The organism is Pseudomonas sp. lyk4-R2A-10 (assembly GCF_030209075.1).
GTDB lineage: Bacteria > Pseudomonadota > Gammaproteobacteria > Pseudomonadales > Pseudomonadaceae > Aquipseudomonas > Aquipseudomonas glycinae.
The window spans coordinates 110,947-129,428 of the sequence record NZ_JARVSR010000001.1 but is presented as its reverse complement, the minus strand read 5'-3'; the positions used below and the strand labels follow the sequence as shown (position 1 = coordinate 129,428).

The 18,482-nt window shown below is 60.7% G+C and carries 13 protein-coding genes; 8 read left to right on the top strand and 5 right to left on the bottom strand.

The features are described from left to right. Positions 1-20 precede the first annotated feature (20 nt). The 7 genes from QRN46_RS00630 to cmoB all read left to right on the top strand — a co-directional run bounded on the left by QRN46_RS00630 (position 21) and on the right by cmoB (position 9,242). Complete coding sequence (locus QRN46_RS00630) at positions 21-2,432, top strand: glucose/quinate/shikimate family membrane-bound PQQ-dependent dehydrogenase (protein WP_011335788.1); 2,412 nt, start codon at positions 21-23, stop codon at positions 2,430-2,432. A gap of 406 nt (positions 2,433-2,838) precedes the next feature. Further along, a complete protein-coding gene (locus tag QRN46_RS00625) occupies positions 2,839-3,207 on the top strand; it encodes a DUF6124 family protein (protein WP_011335789.1) in 369 nt (122 codons plus the stop codon). Positions 3,208-3,886: 679 nt separating this feature from the next. Then, positions 3,887-6,310: an endopeptidase La gene (gene lon / locus QRN46_RS00620; RefSeq protein WP_011335790.1), complete on the top strand. Its 2,424-nt coding sequence runs from the start codon at positions 3,887-3,889 to the stop codon at positions 6,308-6,310. A gap of 110 nt (positions 6,311-6,420) precedes the next feature. Then, positions 6,421-6,813 carry a protease inhibitor I42 family protein gene (locus QRN46_RS00615; protein WP_011335791.1) on the top strand — a complete coding sequence of 131 codons (393 nt, stop codon included), beginning with the start codon at positions 6,421-6,423 and terminating at the stop codon, positions 6,811-6,813. A 2-nt stretch (positions 6,814-6,815) separates the two neighbouring features. Further along, entirely contained in the window at positions 6,816-7,460 is a 645-nt protein-coding gene (locus QRN46_RS00610) for a lysoplasmalogenase (protein ID WP_011335792.1), read from the top strand. Positions 7,461-7,581: 121 nt separating this feature from the next. After that, a complete protein-coding gene (cmoA, locus tag QRN46_RS00605) occupies positions 7,582-8,289 on the top strand; it encodes a carboxy-S-adenosyl-L-methionine synthase CmoA (protein WP_218888027.1) in 708 nt (235 codons plus the stop codon). Beyond that, a complete protein-coding gene (gene cmoB / locus QRN46_RS00600) occupies positions 8,286-9,242 on the top strand; it encodes a tRNA 5-methoxyuridine(34)/uridine 5-oxyacetic acid(34) synthase CmoB (protein WP_011335793.1) in 957 nt (318 codons plus the stop codon). Before cmoA ends, cmoB begins: the two co-directional genes overlap by 4 nt. 133 nt (positions 9,243-9,375) lie before the next feature. Here cmoB and tadA read toward each other — a convergent pair whose 3' ends face one another. Both tadA and QRN46_RS00590 read right to left on the bottom strand, forming a co-directional pair. Further along, the gene (gene tadA, locus QRN46_RS00595) at positions 9,376-9,873 is read right to left on the bottom strand and encodes a tRNA adenosine(34) deaminase TadA (RefSeq protein WP_011335794.1); all 498 of its coding nucleotides are present in this window, start codon (positions 9,871-9,873) and stop codon (positions 9,376-9,378) included. Further along, positions 9,873-11,249, bottom strand: a complete 1,377-nt coding sequence (locus QRN46_RS00590) for a multicopper oxidase family protein (RefSeq protein WP_285354230.1) — start codon at positions 11,247-11,249, stop codon at positions 9,873-9,875. Before QRN46_RS00590 ends, tadA begins: the two co-directional genes overlap by 1 nt. Positions 11,250-11,383: 134 nt before the next feature. Here QRN46_RS00590 and QRN46_RS00585 point away from each other — a divergent pair, with 134 nt between their 5' ends. After that, a complete protein-coding gene (locus tag QRN46_RS00585; protein ID WP_350310489.1) occupies positions 11,384-14,527 on the top strand; it encodes a membrane-targeted effector domain-containing toxin in 3,144 nt (1,047 codons plus the stop codon). 79 nt (positions 14,528-14,606) lie between these two features. Here the strand turns inward: QRN46_RS00585 and guaA are convergent, their stop codons facing one another. The 3 genes from guaA to QRN46_RS00570 all read right to left on the bottom strand — a co-directional run bounded on the left by guaA (position 14,607) and on the right by QRN46_RS00570 (position 18,417). Further along, complete coding sequence (gene guaA / locus QRN46_RS00580) at positions 14,607-16,184, bottom strand: glutamine-hydrolyzing GMP synthase (protein ID WP_011335797.1); 1,578 nt, start codon at positions 16,182-16,184, stop codon at positions 14,607-14,609. A gap of 99 nt (positions 16,185-16,283) precedes the next feature. Beyond that, complete coding sequence (guaB, locus tag QRN46_RS00575; RefSeq protein ID WP_011335798.1) at positions 16,284-17,753, bottom strand: IMP dehydrogenase; 1,470 nt, start codon at positions 17,751-17,753, stop codon at positions 16,284-16,286. A 115-nt stretch (positions 17,754-17,868) separates the two neighbouring features. Beyond that, positions 17,869-18,417, bottom strand: coding sequence for a hypothetical protein (locus QRN46_RS00570; protein ID WP_011335799.1), 549 nt, complete (start codon positions 18,415-18,417; stop codon positions 17,869-17,871). Positions 18,418-18,482: the final 65 nt, after the last annotated feature.

Here is an 18,482-nt window from a genome sequence, read left to right as displayed (position 1 = left end):
ACGTCACGGAGAACCACACTATGAGCACTGAAGGTGCTTCGAGTCGAAGCCGTCTTCTGCCGAACCTGCTCGGCATTCTGCTTCTGCTGATGGGCCTGGCCATGCTGGCCGGGGGAATCAAGCTGAGTACGCTCGGCGGCTCGCTGTATTACCTGCTGGCCGGTATCGGCATCACGCTGACCGGCATTCTGATGCTGATGCGCCGTCGCGCAGCATTGGGCCTGTACGCCATCGTGCTGTTCGCCAGCACTGTCTGGGCGCTGTGGGAAGTTGGTCTGGACTGGTGGCAACTGGTGCCGCGTCTGGCGCTGTGGTTTGTCCTCGGTTTCGTGATGCTGCTGCCGTGGTTCCGTCGTCCGCTGCTGCTCGCAGGCCCTGCGCCGATGGGCACCGGCGGTTTGACCGTGGCTGTGATTCTGGCCGGCGTCACTGCCCTGGCCAGCCTGTTCACCCACCCGGGCGAAACCTTCGGCGAACTGGGTCGCGACACCGCCGACACCACCAGCACCGCCCCGCAAATGCCGGACGGCGACTGGCAGGCCTACGGCCGCACCGAATTCGGTGACCGCTACTCGCCACTGAAACAGATCACCCCAGCCAACGTCGGCAAGCTGCAAGAAGCCTGGCGCATCCAGACCGGCGACCTGCCGACTGCCGACGACCCGGTCGAGCTGACCAACGAAAACACCCCGCTCAAAGCCAACGGCATGCTCTACGCCTGCACCGCCCACAGCAAAGTGCTGGCGCTGGACCCGGACACCGGCAAGGAACTGTGGCGCTTCGATCCGCAGATCAAAAGCCCGGAAGGCTTCAAGGGCTTCGCCCACATGACCTGCCGTGGCGTGTCGTACTACGACGAAGCCGCGTACGCCAAGTCTGAAAACGCGGCGTCCACCGTGATCTCCGAGGCCGGCAAAGCCGTCGCCCAGGCCTGCCCGCGTCGCCTCTACCTGCCTACCGCCGATGCCCGCCTGATCGCACTGAACGCCGACACCGGCAAGATCTGCGAAGGCTTCGGCACCAACGGTGTGGTTGACCTGACCCAGGGCATCGGCCCGTTCACCGCTGGCGGTTACTACTCCACCTCTCCTGCCGCGATCACCCGTGATCTGGTGATCATGGGCGGTCACGTCACCGACAACGAATCGACCAACGAGCCGTCCGGCGTGATCCGCGCCTACGACGTGCGCGACGGCCATCTGGTCTGGAACTGGGACAGCAACAACCCGGACGCCACCGAACCCTTGGCCCCGGGCCAGACCTACAGCCGCAACTCGGCCAACATGTGGTCGCTGGCCAGCGTCGATGAAAAACTCGGCATGGTCTATCTGCCATTGGGCAACCAGACGCCTGACCAGTGGGGCGGCGATCGCACCCCCGGTGCCGAGAAATTCAGCGCCGGCCTGGTCGCGCTGGACCTGGCGACCGGCAAGGTGCGCTGGAACTACCAGTTCACCCACCACGACCTGTGGGACATGGACGTCGGCAGCCAGCCAACCCTGCTGGACATGAAAACCGCCGACGGCATCAAGCCTGCGCTGATCGCCCCGACCAAGCAGGGCAGCCTGTACGTCCTCGACCGTCGTGACGGCACGCCGATCATCCCGATCCGCGAGATCCCGGTGCCGCAAGGCGCCGTGAAAGGCGACCACACCGCCCCGACCCAGGCCCGTTCGGACCTGAACCTGCTGGCCCCGGAACTGACCGAAAAAGCCATGTGGGGCGCCAGCCCGTTCGACCAGATGTTGTGCCGCATCCAGTTCAAGGAACTGCGCTACGAAGGCCAATACACGCCTCCGTCGGAACAGGGCAGCCTGATCTACCCGGGTAACGTCGGCGTGTTCAACTGGGGCGGTGTTTCTGTCGACCCGGTTCGCCAGATGCTGTTCACCAGCCCGAACTACATGGCTTTCGTCTCCAAGATGATCCCACGTGCCGACGTACCCGCCGACAGCAAGCGCGAAAGCGAAACTTCCGGCATCCAGAAAAACACCGGTGCGCCGTATGCCGTGACCATGCACCCGTTCATGTCGCCACTGGGCGTACCGTGCCAGGCCCCGGCCTGGGGCTACGTCGCCGGTATCGACCTGACCACCGGCAAAGTCGTCTGGAAACGCAAAAACGGCACCAGCCGCGACAGCTCGCCAATCCCGATCGGCTTCACCCTGGGCGTGCCAAGCATGGGCGGTTCGATCGTCACTGCTGGCGGCGTCGGCTTCCTCAGCGGCACGCTGGACCAGTACCTGCGCGCCTACGACGTGAACACCGGTAAAGAACTGTGGAAATCGCGTCTGCCGGCCGGCGGCCAGGCGACCCCAATGACCTACACCGGCAAGGACGGCAAGCAATACGTCCTGCTCGTGGTGGGTGGTCACGGCTCGCTGGGCACCAAGATGGGTGACTATGTGATTGCCTACAAACTGCCGGAATAAGCTTTAGCGGCGGTAAGGAAAAAGGCGATGCCCTGTGAGGGGTGTCGCCTTTTTTTGTGGACTGCGGTTTTTTTACACGAGGTGTTTATGTCCTACAGACGGGGTGTTTGCAGGGGATGTTTCTGACATGTCGCGTCGGTTGTCGCTCGGAAACGGGGTGGATCGGCTTTGGGGGTCGCTGCAAATTCAGCGAACGGGCGTCGCGGCCCGATAACTGATGCATAATCGCCAACCTCACGGCACCTCGGTGCCTGTTGTTTGTTTCATGGCGGCTGTGCGCGGGATACCTTCCTTGGAGGTATGCCGATTCCTCAGTTATCGGTCCGCGAACCCGCGTACAGCTGCCACCTCAGATTGCGTCGCGGCAATCGAAGGCAGCTCCAATTTCACCAACTGAGTATTCACCATGAAAAAACCAACACCCAATCCCCCCGAATCAAACGACACCTCGCCATACGAATCCCCTGATTCAATGAAACTCCACGACGCCGCCGAACGCGCGCTCGACCATCACTTCAATCCCATTCCAAAAAAATGCCCCGGTCGCCGACCGAGCCAGATGTTCCAGATCTCGCCAGACATGGACGATGAAAGCCTGTTGGCCCATGCCTGTGAGTCCCTGGCTACCGCAAGTGTCATGGCCAGTGATGTAGCGGCTTTTGTCGATACGCCGCAGCGGCATCGGATCCTGGGCATTCAGCAGGTGATCATGCTGGCGGAACTGGCGGTGAATCGGGTGCTGGATAACGTCGAGGTCAGTCGATATCCAGCATAAATGCTGATGAGGTCTCTGCGGGAGTCAGGCTTGTGGTGAGTCAGTCAGGACGCTGCCCTCACCCTAGCCCTCTCCCGGAGGGAGAGGGGACTGACCGCGTTGTCTGGGAGAGGTACGCCGACGTGAGATACCGAGTCGAACTCAGGTTTTAGAGCCCCAATCGGCTCCCTCCTCCTCTCACCATCACCTTCCCCCTCTGCTCTTCCCTGCTCTTCACCACTCAACACGATGAGCGTTAGCTCGAGTAAAGCTCTTGACGTGCCGGCCCCATCGGAAGGCTGAGTGGAGGGATTTATCCGGGGGTGGGAGCGCAGCGACCGTTTGGCGAAGCCAAACACATCGAGAGGAGGTGCAGCGAAGCAAACCGTAGGCGATGCCCCCGGAGGAATCCCGGAACGAAGGAACGCCGAGCCACAGCGAGGCGCCGAACGCAGGGGCCAAGCCTTTTGCTTACTTTTCGGCGTTTGGAAAAGTGAGCCGCTGTAAGAGCGGAACCGCCAGCGGCAGCACCCGCAGAAACGGATATTCCCCCCAAACACCCAGAGCATGGCCGGCTCTAAGGCCGCCAAGCCCAAAACCCTGTCAAAACCCTGAACACACAAGCAGAAACACCCACCCCCATTGAAACCACCCAAACCCTGCCCCATCTAACAGCCATACCCAATTGCGCAGGTGCCCCATGAGCGACCAGCAAGAATTCCCCGAGAACCCCGACGACATCACCGAAACCGACGCCGAACACATCGAACACCACGTCCCCGGCAAAGGCCTGGCCCTGCCCGGCCAGAACCTGCCGGACAAGGTCTACATCATCCCGATCCACAACCGCCCGTTCTTCCCGGCCCAGGTCCTGCCGGTCATCGTCAACGAAGAGCCCTGGGCCGAAACCCTCGAACTGGTCAGCAAATCCGAACACCACTCCCTGGCCCTGTTCTTCATGGACACACCCCAGGAAGACCCGCGCCACTTCGACACCAAGGCGTTGCCGCAATACGGCACCCTGGTCAAGGTGCATCACGCCAGCCGCGAAAACGGCAAACTGCAATTCGTCGCGCAGGGCCTGAGCCGCGTACGCATCAAGACCTGGCTCAAACACCATCGCCCGCCGTATCTCGTTGAAGTCGAATACCCGCACCAGCCCACCGAGCCGACCGACGAGGTCAAGGCCTACGGCATGGCGCTGATCAACGCGATCAAGGAACTGCTGCCGCTCAACCCGCTGTACAGCGAAGAGCTGAAGAACTACCTCAACCGCTTCAGCCCCAACGATCCGTCGCCGCTGACCGACTTCGCCGCCGCCCTCACATCGGCGACCGGCAATGAGCTGCAGGAAGTGCTCGACTGCGTGCCGATGCTCAAGCGCATGGAAAAAGTCCTGCCGATGCTGCGCAAGGAAGTCGAAGTCGCGCGTCTGCAAAAAGAAATCTCCGCCGAAGTGAACCGCAAGATCGGCGAGCATCAGCGCGAGTTCTTCCTCAAGGAACAGCTCAAGGTCATCCAGCAAGAGCTGGGCCTGACCAAGGACGACCGCAGCGCCGACCTCGAGCAGTTCGAGCAGCGTCTGGAAGGCAAGGTCCTGCCGACGCAGGTACAAAAGCGCCTCGAAGAAGAAATGAACAAACTGTCGATCCTCGAAACCGGATCGCCGGAGTACGCGGTCACCCGCAACTACCTCGACTGGGCAACCTCGGTACCGTGGGGCGTGTATGGCGAGGACAAACTCGACCTCAAGCACGCGCGCAAGGTGCTGGACAAACACCACGCCGGCCTCGACGACATCAAGGACCGGATTCTCGAATTCCTAGCGGTCGGTGCCTATAAAGGCGAGATCAGTGGCTCCATCGTGCTGCTGGTGGGCCCGCCGGGCGTGGGTAAAACCAGTGTCGGCAAATCCATCGCCGAATCCCTCGGCCGGCCGTTCTACCGCTTCAGCCTCGGCGGCATGCGCGACGAAGCCGAGATCAAGGGCCACCGCCGCACCTACATCGGCGCGCAGCCGGGCAAACTCGTGCAGGCGTTGAAAGACGTCGAAGTGATGAACCCGGTGATCATGCTCGACGAGATCGACAAGATGGGCCAGAGCTACCAGGGCGACCCCGCCTCGGCGCTGCTCGAAACCCTCGACCCGGAACAGAACGTCGAATTCCTCGACCACTATCTGGACCTGCGGATGGACCTGTCGAAAGTCCTGTTCGTCTGCACCGCCAACACCCTGGATTCGATTCCCGGCCCGTTGCTGGACCGGATGGAAGTGATTCGCCTGTCGGGCTACATCACCGAAGAAAAAGTCGCCATCGCCAAGCGTCACCTGTGGCCGAAACTGCTGGAAAAGGCTGGCGTGTCCAAAGGCAGCCTGAGCATCAGCGACACGGCGCTCAAAGCCTTGATCGACGGTTACGCCCGTGAAGCCGGCGTGCGCCAGCTGGAAAAACAGATGGGCAAACTGGTGCGCAAAGCGGTGATGAAGCTGATCGACGACCCGAAAGCGGCGATCAAGATCGGCCCGAAAGACCTCGAAGCGTCCCTCGGCCATCCGGTGTTCCGCAACGAGCAAGTGCTGTCCGGCACTGGCGTGATCACGGGACTTGCCTGGACCAGCATGGGCGGCGCGACACTGCCGATTGAAGCGACGCGGATTCACACGCTCAATCGAGGTTTCAAACTCACCGGGCAACTGGGCGATGTGATGAAGGAGTCGGCGGAGATCGCCTACAGCTACGTCAGCTCGCACCTGAAACAGTTCGGCGGTGACGCGAAATTCTTCGACGAAGCTTTCGTCCACCTGCACGTACCGGAAGGCGCCACACCGAAAGACGGCCCAAGCGCCGGCGTGACCATGGCCAGCGCCCTGCTCTCCCTCGCCCGTAATCAGCCGCCGAAAAAAGGCGTGGCCATGACCGGTGAACTGACGCTGACCGGCCATGTGCTGCCGATTGGCGGGGTGCGCGAGAAGGTGATTGCGGCGCGGCGGCAGAAGATTTTCGAGTTGATTCTGCCGGAACCCAATCGTGGTAACTTCGAGGAACTGCCGGATTACTTGAAGGAAGGCATTACCGTGCACTTCGCCAAGAAGTTTTCGGATGTGGCGAAGGTGCTTTTCTGATTTCTTCTTGAGCTATCGAGGGGGCTGCCATCGCTCCCCCTCACCGTCACACTTTGCCTCATCTTCAGTTATGCTCGCCGTTCGTCGCCAACGCTGGAGCCACTGAATCCATGTCCTACCTTCGCCTGTTTGTCCCCCTGTCCCTCGCCCTGCTGGCCGCCTGCGCCACGCAACCGAAAACCAACGTGACCGTGGAGAAACAAAGCGAATGCCCGGTGCGCCTGACCAACGGGCAAAACCTGATCGTCATGCTCCCGAGCAACCCCACTACCGGCTACCGCTGGGCCATCCAGGATTCGGCCGGTGGCGTATTGCGCGCCCTCAGCCCCGAGGTCTACAGCAATCCGGAGGATGCCGGCGTGGTCGGCGCGGCCGGGCTCTCGACCTGGCGCTTCCAGGCCTTCGCCACCGGCACCGGGCGCCTGCGCCTGACTTCGCAGCAACCGTGGGCGCCGGAAGTGTTGCCGGTGGAAACTTTTGACTGCGCCATTTCGGTGAACTGATCGTGGGCTGGCTGATCCTCGCGCTGATGGGCGCAGTGACCTTTCTCTATGGCCTCAGTACCCATGCGGCGCTGCTGTGTCTGCTGGTCAAACCGTTGCCGGTGTTGGCGTTGCTCGGCTGGCTGCATGACGCGCCACCCAGCGACTATCGCCGCTGGATCAGCCTCGGTCTGATTTTCTCGCTGGTCGGTGATGTACTGCTGGCGTGGCCGGGGGATTTGTTCGTCTTCGGTTTGGGCGCGTTTCTGGTCGCGCATCTGGCGTACCTCAAGGCTTACCTCAGCGATTGCCGGCGCCCGGCATTACTGCCGCTGGTTCTGGCGCTCAGCGTGGGTGCCGTGTTGTTGGGCATTCTGATTTCCAGTGGACTCGGGCCATTGACCGTGCCGGTGATCGTTTACGGAACGGCCATCAGCGCCATGCTCTGGCGCGCTCTCGCCCGCCTCGGCAGCGACGTACCGCAACGTTCGGCACTGCTGGCGGCGGGCGGCGCAGTAGCGTTCGTGTTCTCCGACAGCGTGATCGGCATCAACCGGTTTGTCTCACCGTTCAATGCAGCGCCCTACATCATCATTCTCAGTTACTGGTTGGGGCAGTGGGGGATTGCGGCGTCGGCGTTTTCACAGAGCAAACGTCCGGAGCTTTGAACCAGCGGTTTATCAGACAACCCGCGCATCTGCGCGCCAGTTTGGCTAAAATGCCGGCCTTTTCATCGACACCGCCGGAACCGCCGTGAGCAAAGAACCCGATCGCATTTTCGCCCAGCCGATGGCCCAGGTGCCTGACTTCGCCTTCAACGAAGACGTGGTGCGGGTGTTCCCGGACATGATCAAGCGCTCGGTGCCGGGTTATCCGACCATCGTCGAAAATCTCGGCGTGCTCGCGGCACAATTTGCTCAGCCGAACAGCGTGCTCTACGACCTCGGCGCCTCCCTCGGAGCGGTGACCCAGGCATTACGTCGCCACGTGCGCACCGACGGTTGCCGGGTGATCGCGGTGGATAACTCGGCGGCGATGGTCGAGCGCTGCCGCGAGTACCTCAACGGTCAGGATTCGATGTTCCAGGAGTTGCTGCCGGTCGAGGTGATCGAAGGCGACATCCTCGCCCTCGACTTCAAACCGGCCTCGGTGGTGGCGCTGAACTTCACCCTGCAATTCATCGCTCCGGATCAGCGTACGGCATTGCTGTCGCGCATTCGCCAATCATTGTTGCCGGGCGGCGCGCTGATTCTGTCGGAGAAGCTGCGCTTCAACGATGCCGAAGAACATGCGCTGCTGACCGATCTGCACGTCGCGTTCAAGCGCGCCAACGGTTACAGCGAACTGGAAATCGCCCAGAAGCGCAGCGCCATCGAAAACGTCATGAAGCCCGACAGCCTCGAAGAACACCGCGAGCGCCTGCTGGCCGCCGGGTTCTCGAAGGTCGTGCCGTGGTTCCAGTGTCTTAACTTTGCCTCGTTGATTGCCTTGCCATGATTGATCTGTCCCCCCTCGCCCGCCGTCTGGCCGGCACGCCGCTGGCCGAATGGGCCAACACCCTGCAAGTGCAGCTCGACAAAAAAATGGAGAAAGGCCACGGCGATCTGGAGCGCTGGCAAAGTGCGCTGGACGCCCTGCCGAAGATCCAGCCGACCGAAGTCGACCTGCTCGACGGCCTGAAGCTGGACACCAATTGCGACGACGAAACCCGCGCGCAAATGCGTACGGCGCTGATGGGGCTGTCGCCGTGGCGCAAGGGGCCGTTCGATCTGTTCGGCGTGCACGTCGACACCGAATGGCGCTCGGACTGGAAGTGGTCGCGGGTCTCTCCGCATCTGGATCTGAAGGGCAAGCGCATCCTCGATGTCGGTTGTGGTAACGGCTATTACATGTGGCGAATGCTCGGTGCCGGCGCCGACAGCGTGATCGGTGTCGATCCGAACTGGCTGTTCTTCTGCCAGTTCCAAGCGGTACAGCGTTATCTGTCAGAGCCGAATGCCTGGCACCTGCCGTTCCCGTTCGAAGACCTGCCGCCGAATCTGGAAGGCTTCGACACGGTGTTTTCGATGGGTGTGTTCTATCACCGTCGTTCGCCGATCGAGCATTTGCTGGCGCTGAAGGATTGCCTGGTGAAGGGTGGCGAACTGGTGCTGGAGACGCTGGTGGTCGAAGGCGACAAGCATCAGGTGCTGGTGCCGGAAGATCGTTATGCGCAGATGCGTAACGTGTGGTTCTTGCCGTCGGTGCCGGCGCTGGAATTGTGGCTGCGTCGTGCGGGGTTCACCGACGTTCGTTGCGTGGATGTCAGCATGACAACGGTCGATGAACAGCGTGGGACCGAGTGGATGAAGTATCAGTCGCTGAGTGATTTCCTTGATCCGGATGACCACAGCAAGACGATTGAAGGGCTGCCGGCGCCGATGCGGGCGGTCATCGTCGCGAAGAAGTAACGATCCCTTCCAGACACTGCAAAAAATTGTGGGAGCTGGCTTGCCAGCGATAACGGTGGATCAGTCGACATCAATGCTTGATGTGCCGACGCCATCGCTGGCAAGCCAGCTCCCACAGGGTTTGTGTTGTTCTTCAGTCTGCGGGTTTTGCCCGCCGCGCCCTGAAGAACTCGGTCAACACCGCCCCACACTCCTCCGCCAACACCCCACCTTCATACAACACTCGATGGTTGAGAAAGCCCTGAGTGAAGAACTGCCCCTGGCTCTGCACAATCCCGGCCTTGGGCTCCAGCGCGCCGAACACCACCCGCGAAACCCGCGAATGCACGATCAGCCCGGCGCACATGCTGCACGGCTCGAGCGTCACGTAGAGCGTACTGCCCGGCAGTCGATAGTTATCCACCGCTTGCGCGGCAGCGCGGATCGCGACCATTTCTGCGTGCGCGCTGGGATCACTGGTGCTGATCGGGCAGTTGAAACCACGGCCAATGATCTCGCCATCCTGCACCAGCACCGCGCCCACCGGCACTTCGCCGAGGGCCGCGCCTTGGGCTGCCAACTCCAGCGCCTCGCGCATGAAGTCGCGGTCACGGCTGCGGTCGATGATCGCCGCGGGGCGAATCTGGCGCATCACTTCACCTCGATGGCGGCCATCAGGCCGGTTTCCATGTGGTCGATCACATGGCAGTGGAACATCCACACCCCCGGGTTATCCGCCACCAGCGCCACTTGCGCGCGCTCGTTCTTGCCCAGCAGGTAGGTGTCGGTGAAGTACGGCACGATCTTGTGCCGGTTCGACGCAATCACCTTGAAGCTCATGCCGTGCAAGTGGATCGGGTGCTGGTACTGAGTCATGTTCTTCAGTTCGAAAATATAGCTCTGGCCGAGTTTCAGGCTGGCGATTGGCCGGTCGGCGCAGGTCTTGTCGGTGATGTCCCAAGCCTTGCCGTTGATCTGCCACAGGCTCGGTGGCTTGCCGTTGTCGACGTTGACCGACACCGAACCGACCCATTCGAAATTGAAGTTGAGTTTCTCGGCATTGGCCAGGTCCGGCTCGGCCACCGGGTTGGCCGGCAGTGCTTTCGGCCAGTCGGTCGGCGCGTCAGTGTTGGCCACTGAACGCAGGGTGCCCAGGCGAACCGGGCCGTTGCGCAGCGACAGTTCTTCACCGGCCGGCGGTGCCTTGATCGCCAGGCAGATGCGCATGCCCGGGCCGAGCCAGTATTCCTTGCCCAATGGGCGCGGCTCGACCGGGTTGCCGTCCAGCGCATAGATCTGCGCTTCGACGCCGGGAATGTTGATGCGATAGGTCAGGGTATTGTCGAGGTTGAGCAGGCGTACGCGGGTGATCTGCCCCGCCGGCAACTCGATCACCGGCGAAGGCACGCCGTTGATGGTCGACAGCCGCCCCGCCGTACCGCCTCGGGCCGCTTCACGGGGAATGCTGAACTCGACGAAGTTGCCCTCGTCGTCGATGTGCCAGTTTTTCAGGCTCAGGGTCTTTTCGTACTTGAACCCGGTCGGCTCGCGCTCCTCGACAATCAACGGCCCGACCAGCCCGCGACCGAGCTCTTCGCTGCTGCTGACGTGCGGGTGATACCAGTAGCTGCCGGCGTCCGGCACACGGAATTTGTAATCGAAGTATTCGCCCGGCAGCACCGGCAGTTGCGATACGTAAGGCACGCCGTCCATCTCCAGCGGCAGGCGGATGCCGTGCCAGTGAATGGTCGTCGCCACCGGCAGATGGTTGATGAACCGCACCCGCAGCCACTCGCCCTGACGCACACGCAATTCGGTGCCCGGCGCCGACGGACCGAACGCCCAGGCCTCGGTCTTGTGCCCCGGCACCAACTCAACGTCCAGCGGCGCAGCGATCAATTCGTAGTCGTGTCCCGCGTTGGCATCCGCCACCTTGCCCAACCAGTAACGCGTCGCACCACCGGCTCCCGCACCAACCACTGCAAGACCGGCCAGACCACCGAGTATCTGTCGACGGGTAAAGGATATGGACACAACGACCTCGCGTATCAGCCGCGGGCCTGGGCGCCCGCAAAAGGCGAATACGATACACCTGCGCCTGGGAAACAGTAAGGGCGGCGCGGCGGATGGCCGCACATCCGGGACAATATCGGGTGGTAATCATGTACCGCACACCCCTTGAGCGAGTGGATCACCCTTCTCTTCCCTCTCAAGGAATAGAACGAATGAACCCGACAGAACAACGTCCGCTGCCCAACGACGCCGACAGAGCTGCACTCAAGGTCATGGCCACACAGGTGATCACGGCGTGCCCGAGCCTGAACGACACGGCCCGTCAGATTGCCATTGAAATGCTCGCCAAACATGGCCTTACCGGCCTCGATCCCGATCACGTCTATTACCATCGATTCAGAACTGCTCAGAGTCTTTCCACATCATTCACCGGTTGGCAGCATTATGGTGAAAAACCCTATGAAAGCCTGACCCTGACGCAACTGGTGATACACCGGTTCCGCGCCACGGATCAGGACAACGCCGACTTGCTCGATGTATACGGCGGGTTTTACAGCGCAGGGCCGGACACCGAAAACTTCGATACAACCAACGAAGTCCGGCTGCACGGTAACGAGGTACTCGACGACTTCTGGAACATCAACTTCAGCGAGCGTTACCGCAACGAGCTGCAGTCGTTCTGGGATCAGCACTCCCGTGAATTCCGCACGCTGGCCAAATGCAACTTTCTCGGCAAAGCCGTTGAAGCCCGGGAATTCGGCCACCTGAACGACGAGGACTTCCAGACTGCAATCAGCGCGGTCATCGGCCCGCTGAGCTGGCCAGTGAGCCTGCACAGTCTGCAAACCGAGTTCATCCCCGGCCATGGCCTGCGGGTTTGCACGCTGGATATCGACGGCCGTATGGCCACCGATATCCTGCGCATCATTGACTCGACAGGCCGGCAGATCCTCTATGTGCCCGGCGACAACCAACCATTTCATGTGCTGGACACCCCCACTGACATGCACTGGTGGGCCTTGCAACAGCTGAACGAGAAAGCACCGCGCGAACTGTTCCTCAAACACTTCTCGCTGGCTGACCGGCACTGGATGACCGAACACATCAGTGACCTGATGAATCGACTGGTCAGCACCTGGGGGCATTCGGATCATCATCTGATCAACCGTAACGATCACACGGTCACGGTGGATGCATTCAGCTGGCTGCGTGACTGTGCCCATAGCGCGATGTTCGCCGAAGCGGATCTTTCCCTGACCTCGAACGGTGATCTGCGCAAGAAACTCTGGATCGGCTATCTGAGCGCTGGTCTGAAAGTCTTCGGCCCGATGGCCGTGGTGGGCTGGCCTGTTGCATTGCCGGTGATTGGCGCCAGCCTCGCCGACATGGGGCTGAACATCGACAAGGCCGTCAACGGCAAGACTTCCGCGGAGCGCAAGGAAGGTGTCCTGGGGGCCGTTTTCAGCGGTATCGATGCGCTGTTCAATATTCCGTTTCTCAAGGGCACAGGCTCACTGGCGGAGCTCGACATGCCGTCAGAAGCCATCGAAGCAAGCGAACTGACAGAAGCCGATACAGCAGCGGAACTGGAGCCAGAACAACCGAATGACATCGTGCCTGTTCTGCCAGAACAGCCCTCGGTCATATCCGAACCAGTGCAAGCTTCACAAATCCCGCAACGCTTTCAATCCAACGCAATCCTCGACGGTCTTGATCCGGTTACGGAGCCGGGCAAATATCGCGGCATCTACAGACTCGACACCGATCCTCCCTACGCCATCCAGATGAACGACACGGCCTACTGCGTCCGTTACTTCAACGACTCACTGGGTGGCGGATTCTGGGCGATCATCGACCCGGCAAAACCGAACCAGCTGATCCACGCAATACCCGTGCGCTTGAACAGTGAAGGTCTGTGGGAGCGCATGACTCAACTGGGACTCAAGGGGGGCGGTCAGTGTCTGGGCAGGCAATGCACCGTCGATGTGGCACTTGAACTTGATACACGCGAACCCTCGCCCGCTGAGCCGGAGCCGTTGGTCACACAACCTGGACCGTCAAACCCTGCGCCCAGCGAGCCCCTGAACATCCGACTGGTCAAGACGCCTTACGCAGTCGATCCGCAGCGGGAGTTCGAACTGAGGCGTTGGGCCCTGCAATTACGTGAAACCCATATTCAACTGCGAATTGGTCCTGACGGCGGGCTGATCGCTCCGGATCGCTATGCCCTGTATTTCGCCGATAAAGCCCGCGCGCTTCGGATCTCCGCCAGGCGCTTCTACAAGAATCTGCCATGGGCAAACCTGCCGCCACGCCCGCCGATACCTGCAATTACCTCTTCAATGACCTTCATGGAATTCGTAGCACAGGCACTCAAGGAAGCGCCCGGTCTGGTGATCGGCGAAACGCCTGGCCGTATCACCAGCATGCGACTGATCATTGAAAACATGCCTGCTCTGGCGCGCGAAGGCGTCAAGACGCTTTATGTGCGCCGACTGCTCAGCGACTTTGCCCAGGCTGACCTGAATGCATACTTCAAGTCCGGCGTCATGTCCGAGGACTTGCAGCAGTACCTGAGTCGCCTCGGTACCGATCCGGCAGGGCGGTTCGACGAACTGGCACTGGTCAAAAGTGCCCGAGAAAACGGTATTCGAGTCCAGGCGACCGATTGCGCGGCTTCCTACAAAAGGCCCGATACGCTCGCACGGCCCGAGGAACAAATCATGACCAATCACCTGACAGCCGACATCATGTTTATCGACAAGAACCTGAATGACGTCGGCAAGTGGGTGGTACTGACAGGCGTGGAAAACACCAATACGTTCAGGGGCGTTGCCGGCATCAGCGAACTGGAAGGCGGCATTGGTTTGCGCATTGAAGAAGTTGATCCGGGACTGGGCGAACGTGTCTCACCGGACCCAGGTATCGATATAGAACGGGGCCCGCATTCAGAAACGCTGGTACAACGCGGGACTTTCGATACCCATTACGTCGACGCGCTGGTGCAATTGGAAGCGGCGCCGGTCAGCCGAAGCGAACTGCAAATACACCGACTCCTGTACCGCGCGGGCATGTATGTTTTCGAACGTTCGCAAGGTACCTATCGGTTGTTCCACAGAAGTGTGAACGGCGAGATTGTACAAACCCCTGTCCAGACCTTCGCAGACGGGCGCTATTACATTGATCGCCCGTCCTGGAGTCCGGTACACCGCGTCCCCTACGATAATCTTGAGCAGTTATCCAGCGCACTGAAACAGATGGGGCTGCAACTGCAAAGCCGCCTTCCCCACTGACCTGCCCATTGCCACAAACAAAAAAACCCTGGCCGAAGCCAGGGTTTTTCATTGCATCAATACAACCGGTGTCGCGGGATCACTCCCACTCAATCGTCGCCGGCGGCTTGCTCGACACGTCGTAAGTCACGCGGGAGATGCCTTCGATTTCATTGATGATGCGGCCGGAAACGGTTTCCAGCAGTTCGTAAGGCAGGTGTGCCCAACGTGCGGTCATGAAGTCGATGGTTTCCACGGCACGCAGGGCCACGACCCAGGCGTAACGGCGGCCATCGCCGACCACGCCCACCGATTTCACCGGCTGGAACACGACAAACGCCTGGCTGACCTTGTGGTACCAGTCGGCCTTGCGCAGTTCTTCGATGAAGATGTGGTCGGCGCGACGCAGCAGGTCGGCGTATTCCTTCTTCACTTCGCCAAGGATCCGCACGCCCAGGCCCGGGCCCGGGAACGGGTGACGGTAGACCATGTCGTACGGCAGGCCCAGTTCCAGGCCCAGACGACGGACTTCGTCCTTGAACAGTTCGCGCAGTGGCTCGACCAGTTTCAGGTTCATTTCTTCCGGCAGGCCGCCCACGTTGTGGTGCGACTTGATCACGTGGGCCTTGCCGCTTTTCGCGCCAGCCGACTCGATCACGTCCGGGTAGATGGTGCCCTGAGCCAGGTACTTGATGTTGTCCAGTTTGCAGGATTCGGCATCGAACACGTCGATGAAGGTACGACCGATGATCTTGCGCTTCTTCTCCGGATCGGCTTCGCCGGCCAGGTTATTCAGGAACTGGTCTTCCGCGTTGGCGCGGATCACCTTGACGCCCATGTTCTCGGCGAACATGGCCATCACCTGCTCGCCTTCGTGCAGACGCAGCAGGCCGTTGTCGACGAAGACGCAGGTCAGCTGATCACCGATGGCCTTGTGCAGCAGCGCCGCAACCACCGAGGAATCCACACCGCCGGACAGCCCCAGCAGCACGTTGTCGGTACCGACCTGTGCGCGGATGTTGGCGATGGCGTCTTCGGCGATCTTCGACGGGGTCCACAGGGCTTCACAGCCGCAGATGTCGAGAACGAAACGCGACAGGATGCGACCGCCCTGCTTGGTGTGGGTCACTTCCGGGTGGAACTGCACGCCGTAGTAAGCGCGCTCGTCGTTGAACATGCCGGCGATCGGACAGCTCGGGGTGCTGGCCAGGATGTGGAAGTCGCTTGGCATCTTGGTGACCTTGTCACCGTGGCTCATCCACACGTCGAGGCCGAACAGGCCGTCGGCGTCGATGTGGTCTTCGATGCCGTCGAGCAGACGGCTCTTGCCGACCACGTCAACGCGGGCATAACCGAACTCACGCAGTTCGGAGCCTTCAACCTTGCCGCCCAGTTGCTCGGCCATGGTCTGCATGCCGTAGCAGATACCGAAGACCGGTACGCCCAGGTCGAACACCGCTTGCGGGCAGCGCGGGCTGTTGGCTTCGTGCACGGACTCGGGACCGCCGGCGAGGATCACGCCTTTTGGCGCAAATTCGCGGATCGCATCTTCGTCCATGTCGAACGGGTGCAGTTCGCAGTACACACCGATCTCGCGCACGCGGCGGGCGATCAGTTGGGTGTATTGCGAGCCGAAGTCGAGGATCAGGATGCGGTGAGCGTGAATATCGAGGGCCATGATTCAGTCTCGTCTAAGTCATTCAGAAACAGTCGTGATTCAGAAACAACTCGGGGCTGAATAAAACAGCCCCGGTTGCTTAGCTTGTTGCTTGAAGGCTCAACCTACGCGGTAGTTTGGCGCTTCCTTGGTGATCTGCACGTCGTGAACGTGGGACTCGGCCATGCCGGCACCGGTGATCCGCACGAACTCAGGCTTGGTGCGCATTTCTTCGATGTTGGCGCTGCCGGTGTAACCCATCGAAGAACGCAGACCGCCCATCAACTGGTGGATGATCGCGCTCAGGGTGCCCTTGTAAGGAACACGGCCTTCGATCCCTTCAGGTACAAGCTTCTCGGCGCCTGCCGAGGAGTCCTGGAAGTAACGGTCGGAGGAACCTTGCGCCTGGGACATGGCGCCCAGCGAACCCATGCCGCGATAAGCCTTGTACGAACGACCCTGGAACAGTTCAATCTCGCCCGGAGCTTCTTCGGTACCGGCGAACATCGAGCCCATCATCACGCAGGACGCACCGGCCACGATGGCCTTGGACAGGTCACCGGAGAAACGGATACCGCCGTCGGCGATCAACGGAACACCGGTGCCTTCGAGGGCAGCGGCAACGTTGGCGATGGCACTGATTTGCGGAACGCCGACACCGGCGACGATACGGGTGGTGCAGATCGAGCCAGGGCCGATACCGACCTTGACCGCGTCGGCGCCAGCTTCGGCCAGGGCCTTGGCGGCTGCGCCGGTGGCGATGTTGCCGCCGATCACCTGCACTTCAGGGAAATTCTCTTTGACCCAGCGAACGCGGTCGATCACACCCTTGGAGTGACCGTGAGCGGTGTCGACCACCACCACATCCACACCGGCATTGACCAGGGCTGCAACGCGGTCACCGGTGTCTTTACCGGTACCGACCGCAGCGCCGACACGCAGACGACCTTGATCGTCCTTGCTGGCCAGCGGGTAGGCCTTGGCTTTTTCGATGTCTTTGACGGTCATCATGCCTTTGAGGGCAAACTTGTCGTCGACGATCAGGACTTTTTCCAGGCGGTGCTTGTGCAGCAGCTCGCGGACTTCGTTCTTGTCGGCGCCTTCGCGAACAGTGACCAGACGCTCTTTAGGCGTCATCACTTCACGAACGGTGGCGTCCAGACGGGTTTCGAAACGCACGTCACGGGAAGTGACGATGCCGACCAGGTCGCCATCGTGCAGCACCGGAACGCCGGAAATGTTGTGCATGCGGGTCAGTTCGAACAGATCACGAACCGTGGCGTCAGCCTCGATGGTGATTGGGTCCTTGACCACACCGGCTTCGAACTTCTTGACCTTGCGAACTTCGGCAGCTTGCTGCTCGATGGTCATGTTCTTGTGGATAATGCCGATGCCACCTTCCTGAGCCATGGCGATTGCCAGACGGGCTTCGGTGACGGTGTCCATGGCGGCAGAAACCAGAGGAATGTTCAGCTCGATGCCACGGGTAAGGCGGGTCTTCAGACTGACTTCATTAGGAAGTACCTCGGAATAACCGGGCACTAGGAGAATGTCGTCGAAGGTCAGAGCTTCTTGGCTGATACGCAGCATCGCGGGGGCTCCCGAGCGGGAAAATGGAAGCGCGCCATTATACTCAGACACCCTACCGGGCTCAATGTAAAACTTGTCTTATATCAATGTTGCTGATGTACGGGAAAAACGCCCCTTACAACTCGACCTTGACCCAGCTCACCGGCTGATCCAGCCAGTCGGCGAATTCGTCGATGAAACTCTGCTTGAACCCCGCCTCGAGCCAGTTGTTGAAGATGAAACCGAGGTTGGAAAACCCGCATTCCTGTAAATACAGAAAACCGTTGATATCGTCTTCATGCCCGCATTCGGGGCAGGTGAAGTTGTCGGTGCGCCCCGGCATCCAGTCTTCCAGACTTTCGAACAGCGCTTCGCCGATCTCCTGCCGGCACTCGGCGCAACCGGCCTCTTCGAGAAAACCCTTGGCCGGGGTGTAGATGCAGCGCTTGGTGATGACTTCCAGACCATTGATCGGCTCACCGAACGGTAACGCCTCGGGATGCAGCACCACCGCGCGGGCGCCATCGGCGATGGCGTAGGCCATGCGATTGCCGGTGCGTCCGCAGGTGCTCAGTTCTTCCTTGACGATGTTCTTGCGCACCAGCCAGCGCAGAATCGCCCGGGCGCGGGGCTCGTGCACCGGCAGGTTGGAGATTTTCGGGACGATGATGCTTTGGGAATTCATGGTGCAAGCCTGCTGCGTCAAAGGATGTTCTGCGACGAACGCGGCCGGCAGCTTAATCCCTGACA

What these genes read in the sequence shown, in the direction of transcription:
- tadA (WP_011335794.1), bottom strand. Translation starts at nt 9,873, where the DNA reads ATGCGCCAGATTCGCCCCGCGGCGATCATCGACCGCAGCCGTGACCGC.
- lon (WP_011335790.1), top strand. Translation starts at nt 3,887, where the DNA reads ATGAGCGACCAGCAAGAATTCCCCGAGAACCCCGACGACATCACCGAA.
- QRN46_RS00570 (WP_011335799.1), bottom strand. Translation starts at nt 18,417, where the DNA reads ATGAATTCCCAAAGCATCATCGTCCCGAAAATCTCCAACCTGCCGGTG.
- guaA (WP_011335797.1), bottom strand. Translation starts at nt 16,184, where the DNA reads ATGGCCCTCGATATTCACGCTCACCGCATCCTGATCCTCGACTTCGGC.
- QRN46_RS00625 (WP_011335789.1), top strand. Translation starts at nt 2,839, where the DNA reads ATGAAAAAACCAACACCCAATCCCCCCGAATCAAACGACACCTCGCCA.
- cmoB (WP_011335793.1), top strand. Translation starts at nt 8,286, where the DNA reads ATGATTGATCTGTCCCCCCTCGCCCGCCGTCTGGCCGGCACGCCGCTG.
- QRN46_RS00585 (WP_350310489.1), top strand. Translation starts at nt 11,384, where the DNA reads ATGTACCGCACACCCCTTGAGCGAGTGGATCACCCTTCTCTTCCCTCT.
- QRN46_RS00615 (WP_011335791.1), top strand. Translation starts at nt 6,421, where the DNA reads ATGTCCTACCTTCGCCTGTTTGTCCCCCTGTCCCTCGCCCTGCTGGCC.
- cmoA (WP_218888027.1), top strand. Translation starts at nt 7,582, where the DNA reads ATGGCCCAGGTGCCTGACTTCGCCTTCAACGAAGACGTGGTGCGGGTG.
- QRN46_RS00630 (WP_011335788.1), top strand. Translation starts at nt 21, where the DNA reads ATGAGCACTGAAGGTGCTTCGAGTCGAAGCCGTCTTCTGCCGAACCTG.
- guaB (WP_011335798.1), bottom strand. Translation starts at nt 17,753, where the DNA reads ATGCTGCGTATCAGCCAAGAAGCTCTGACCTTCGACGACATTCTCCTA.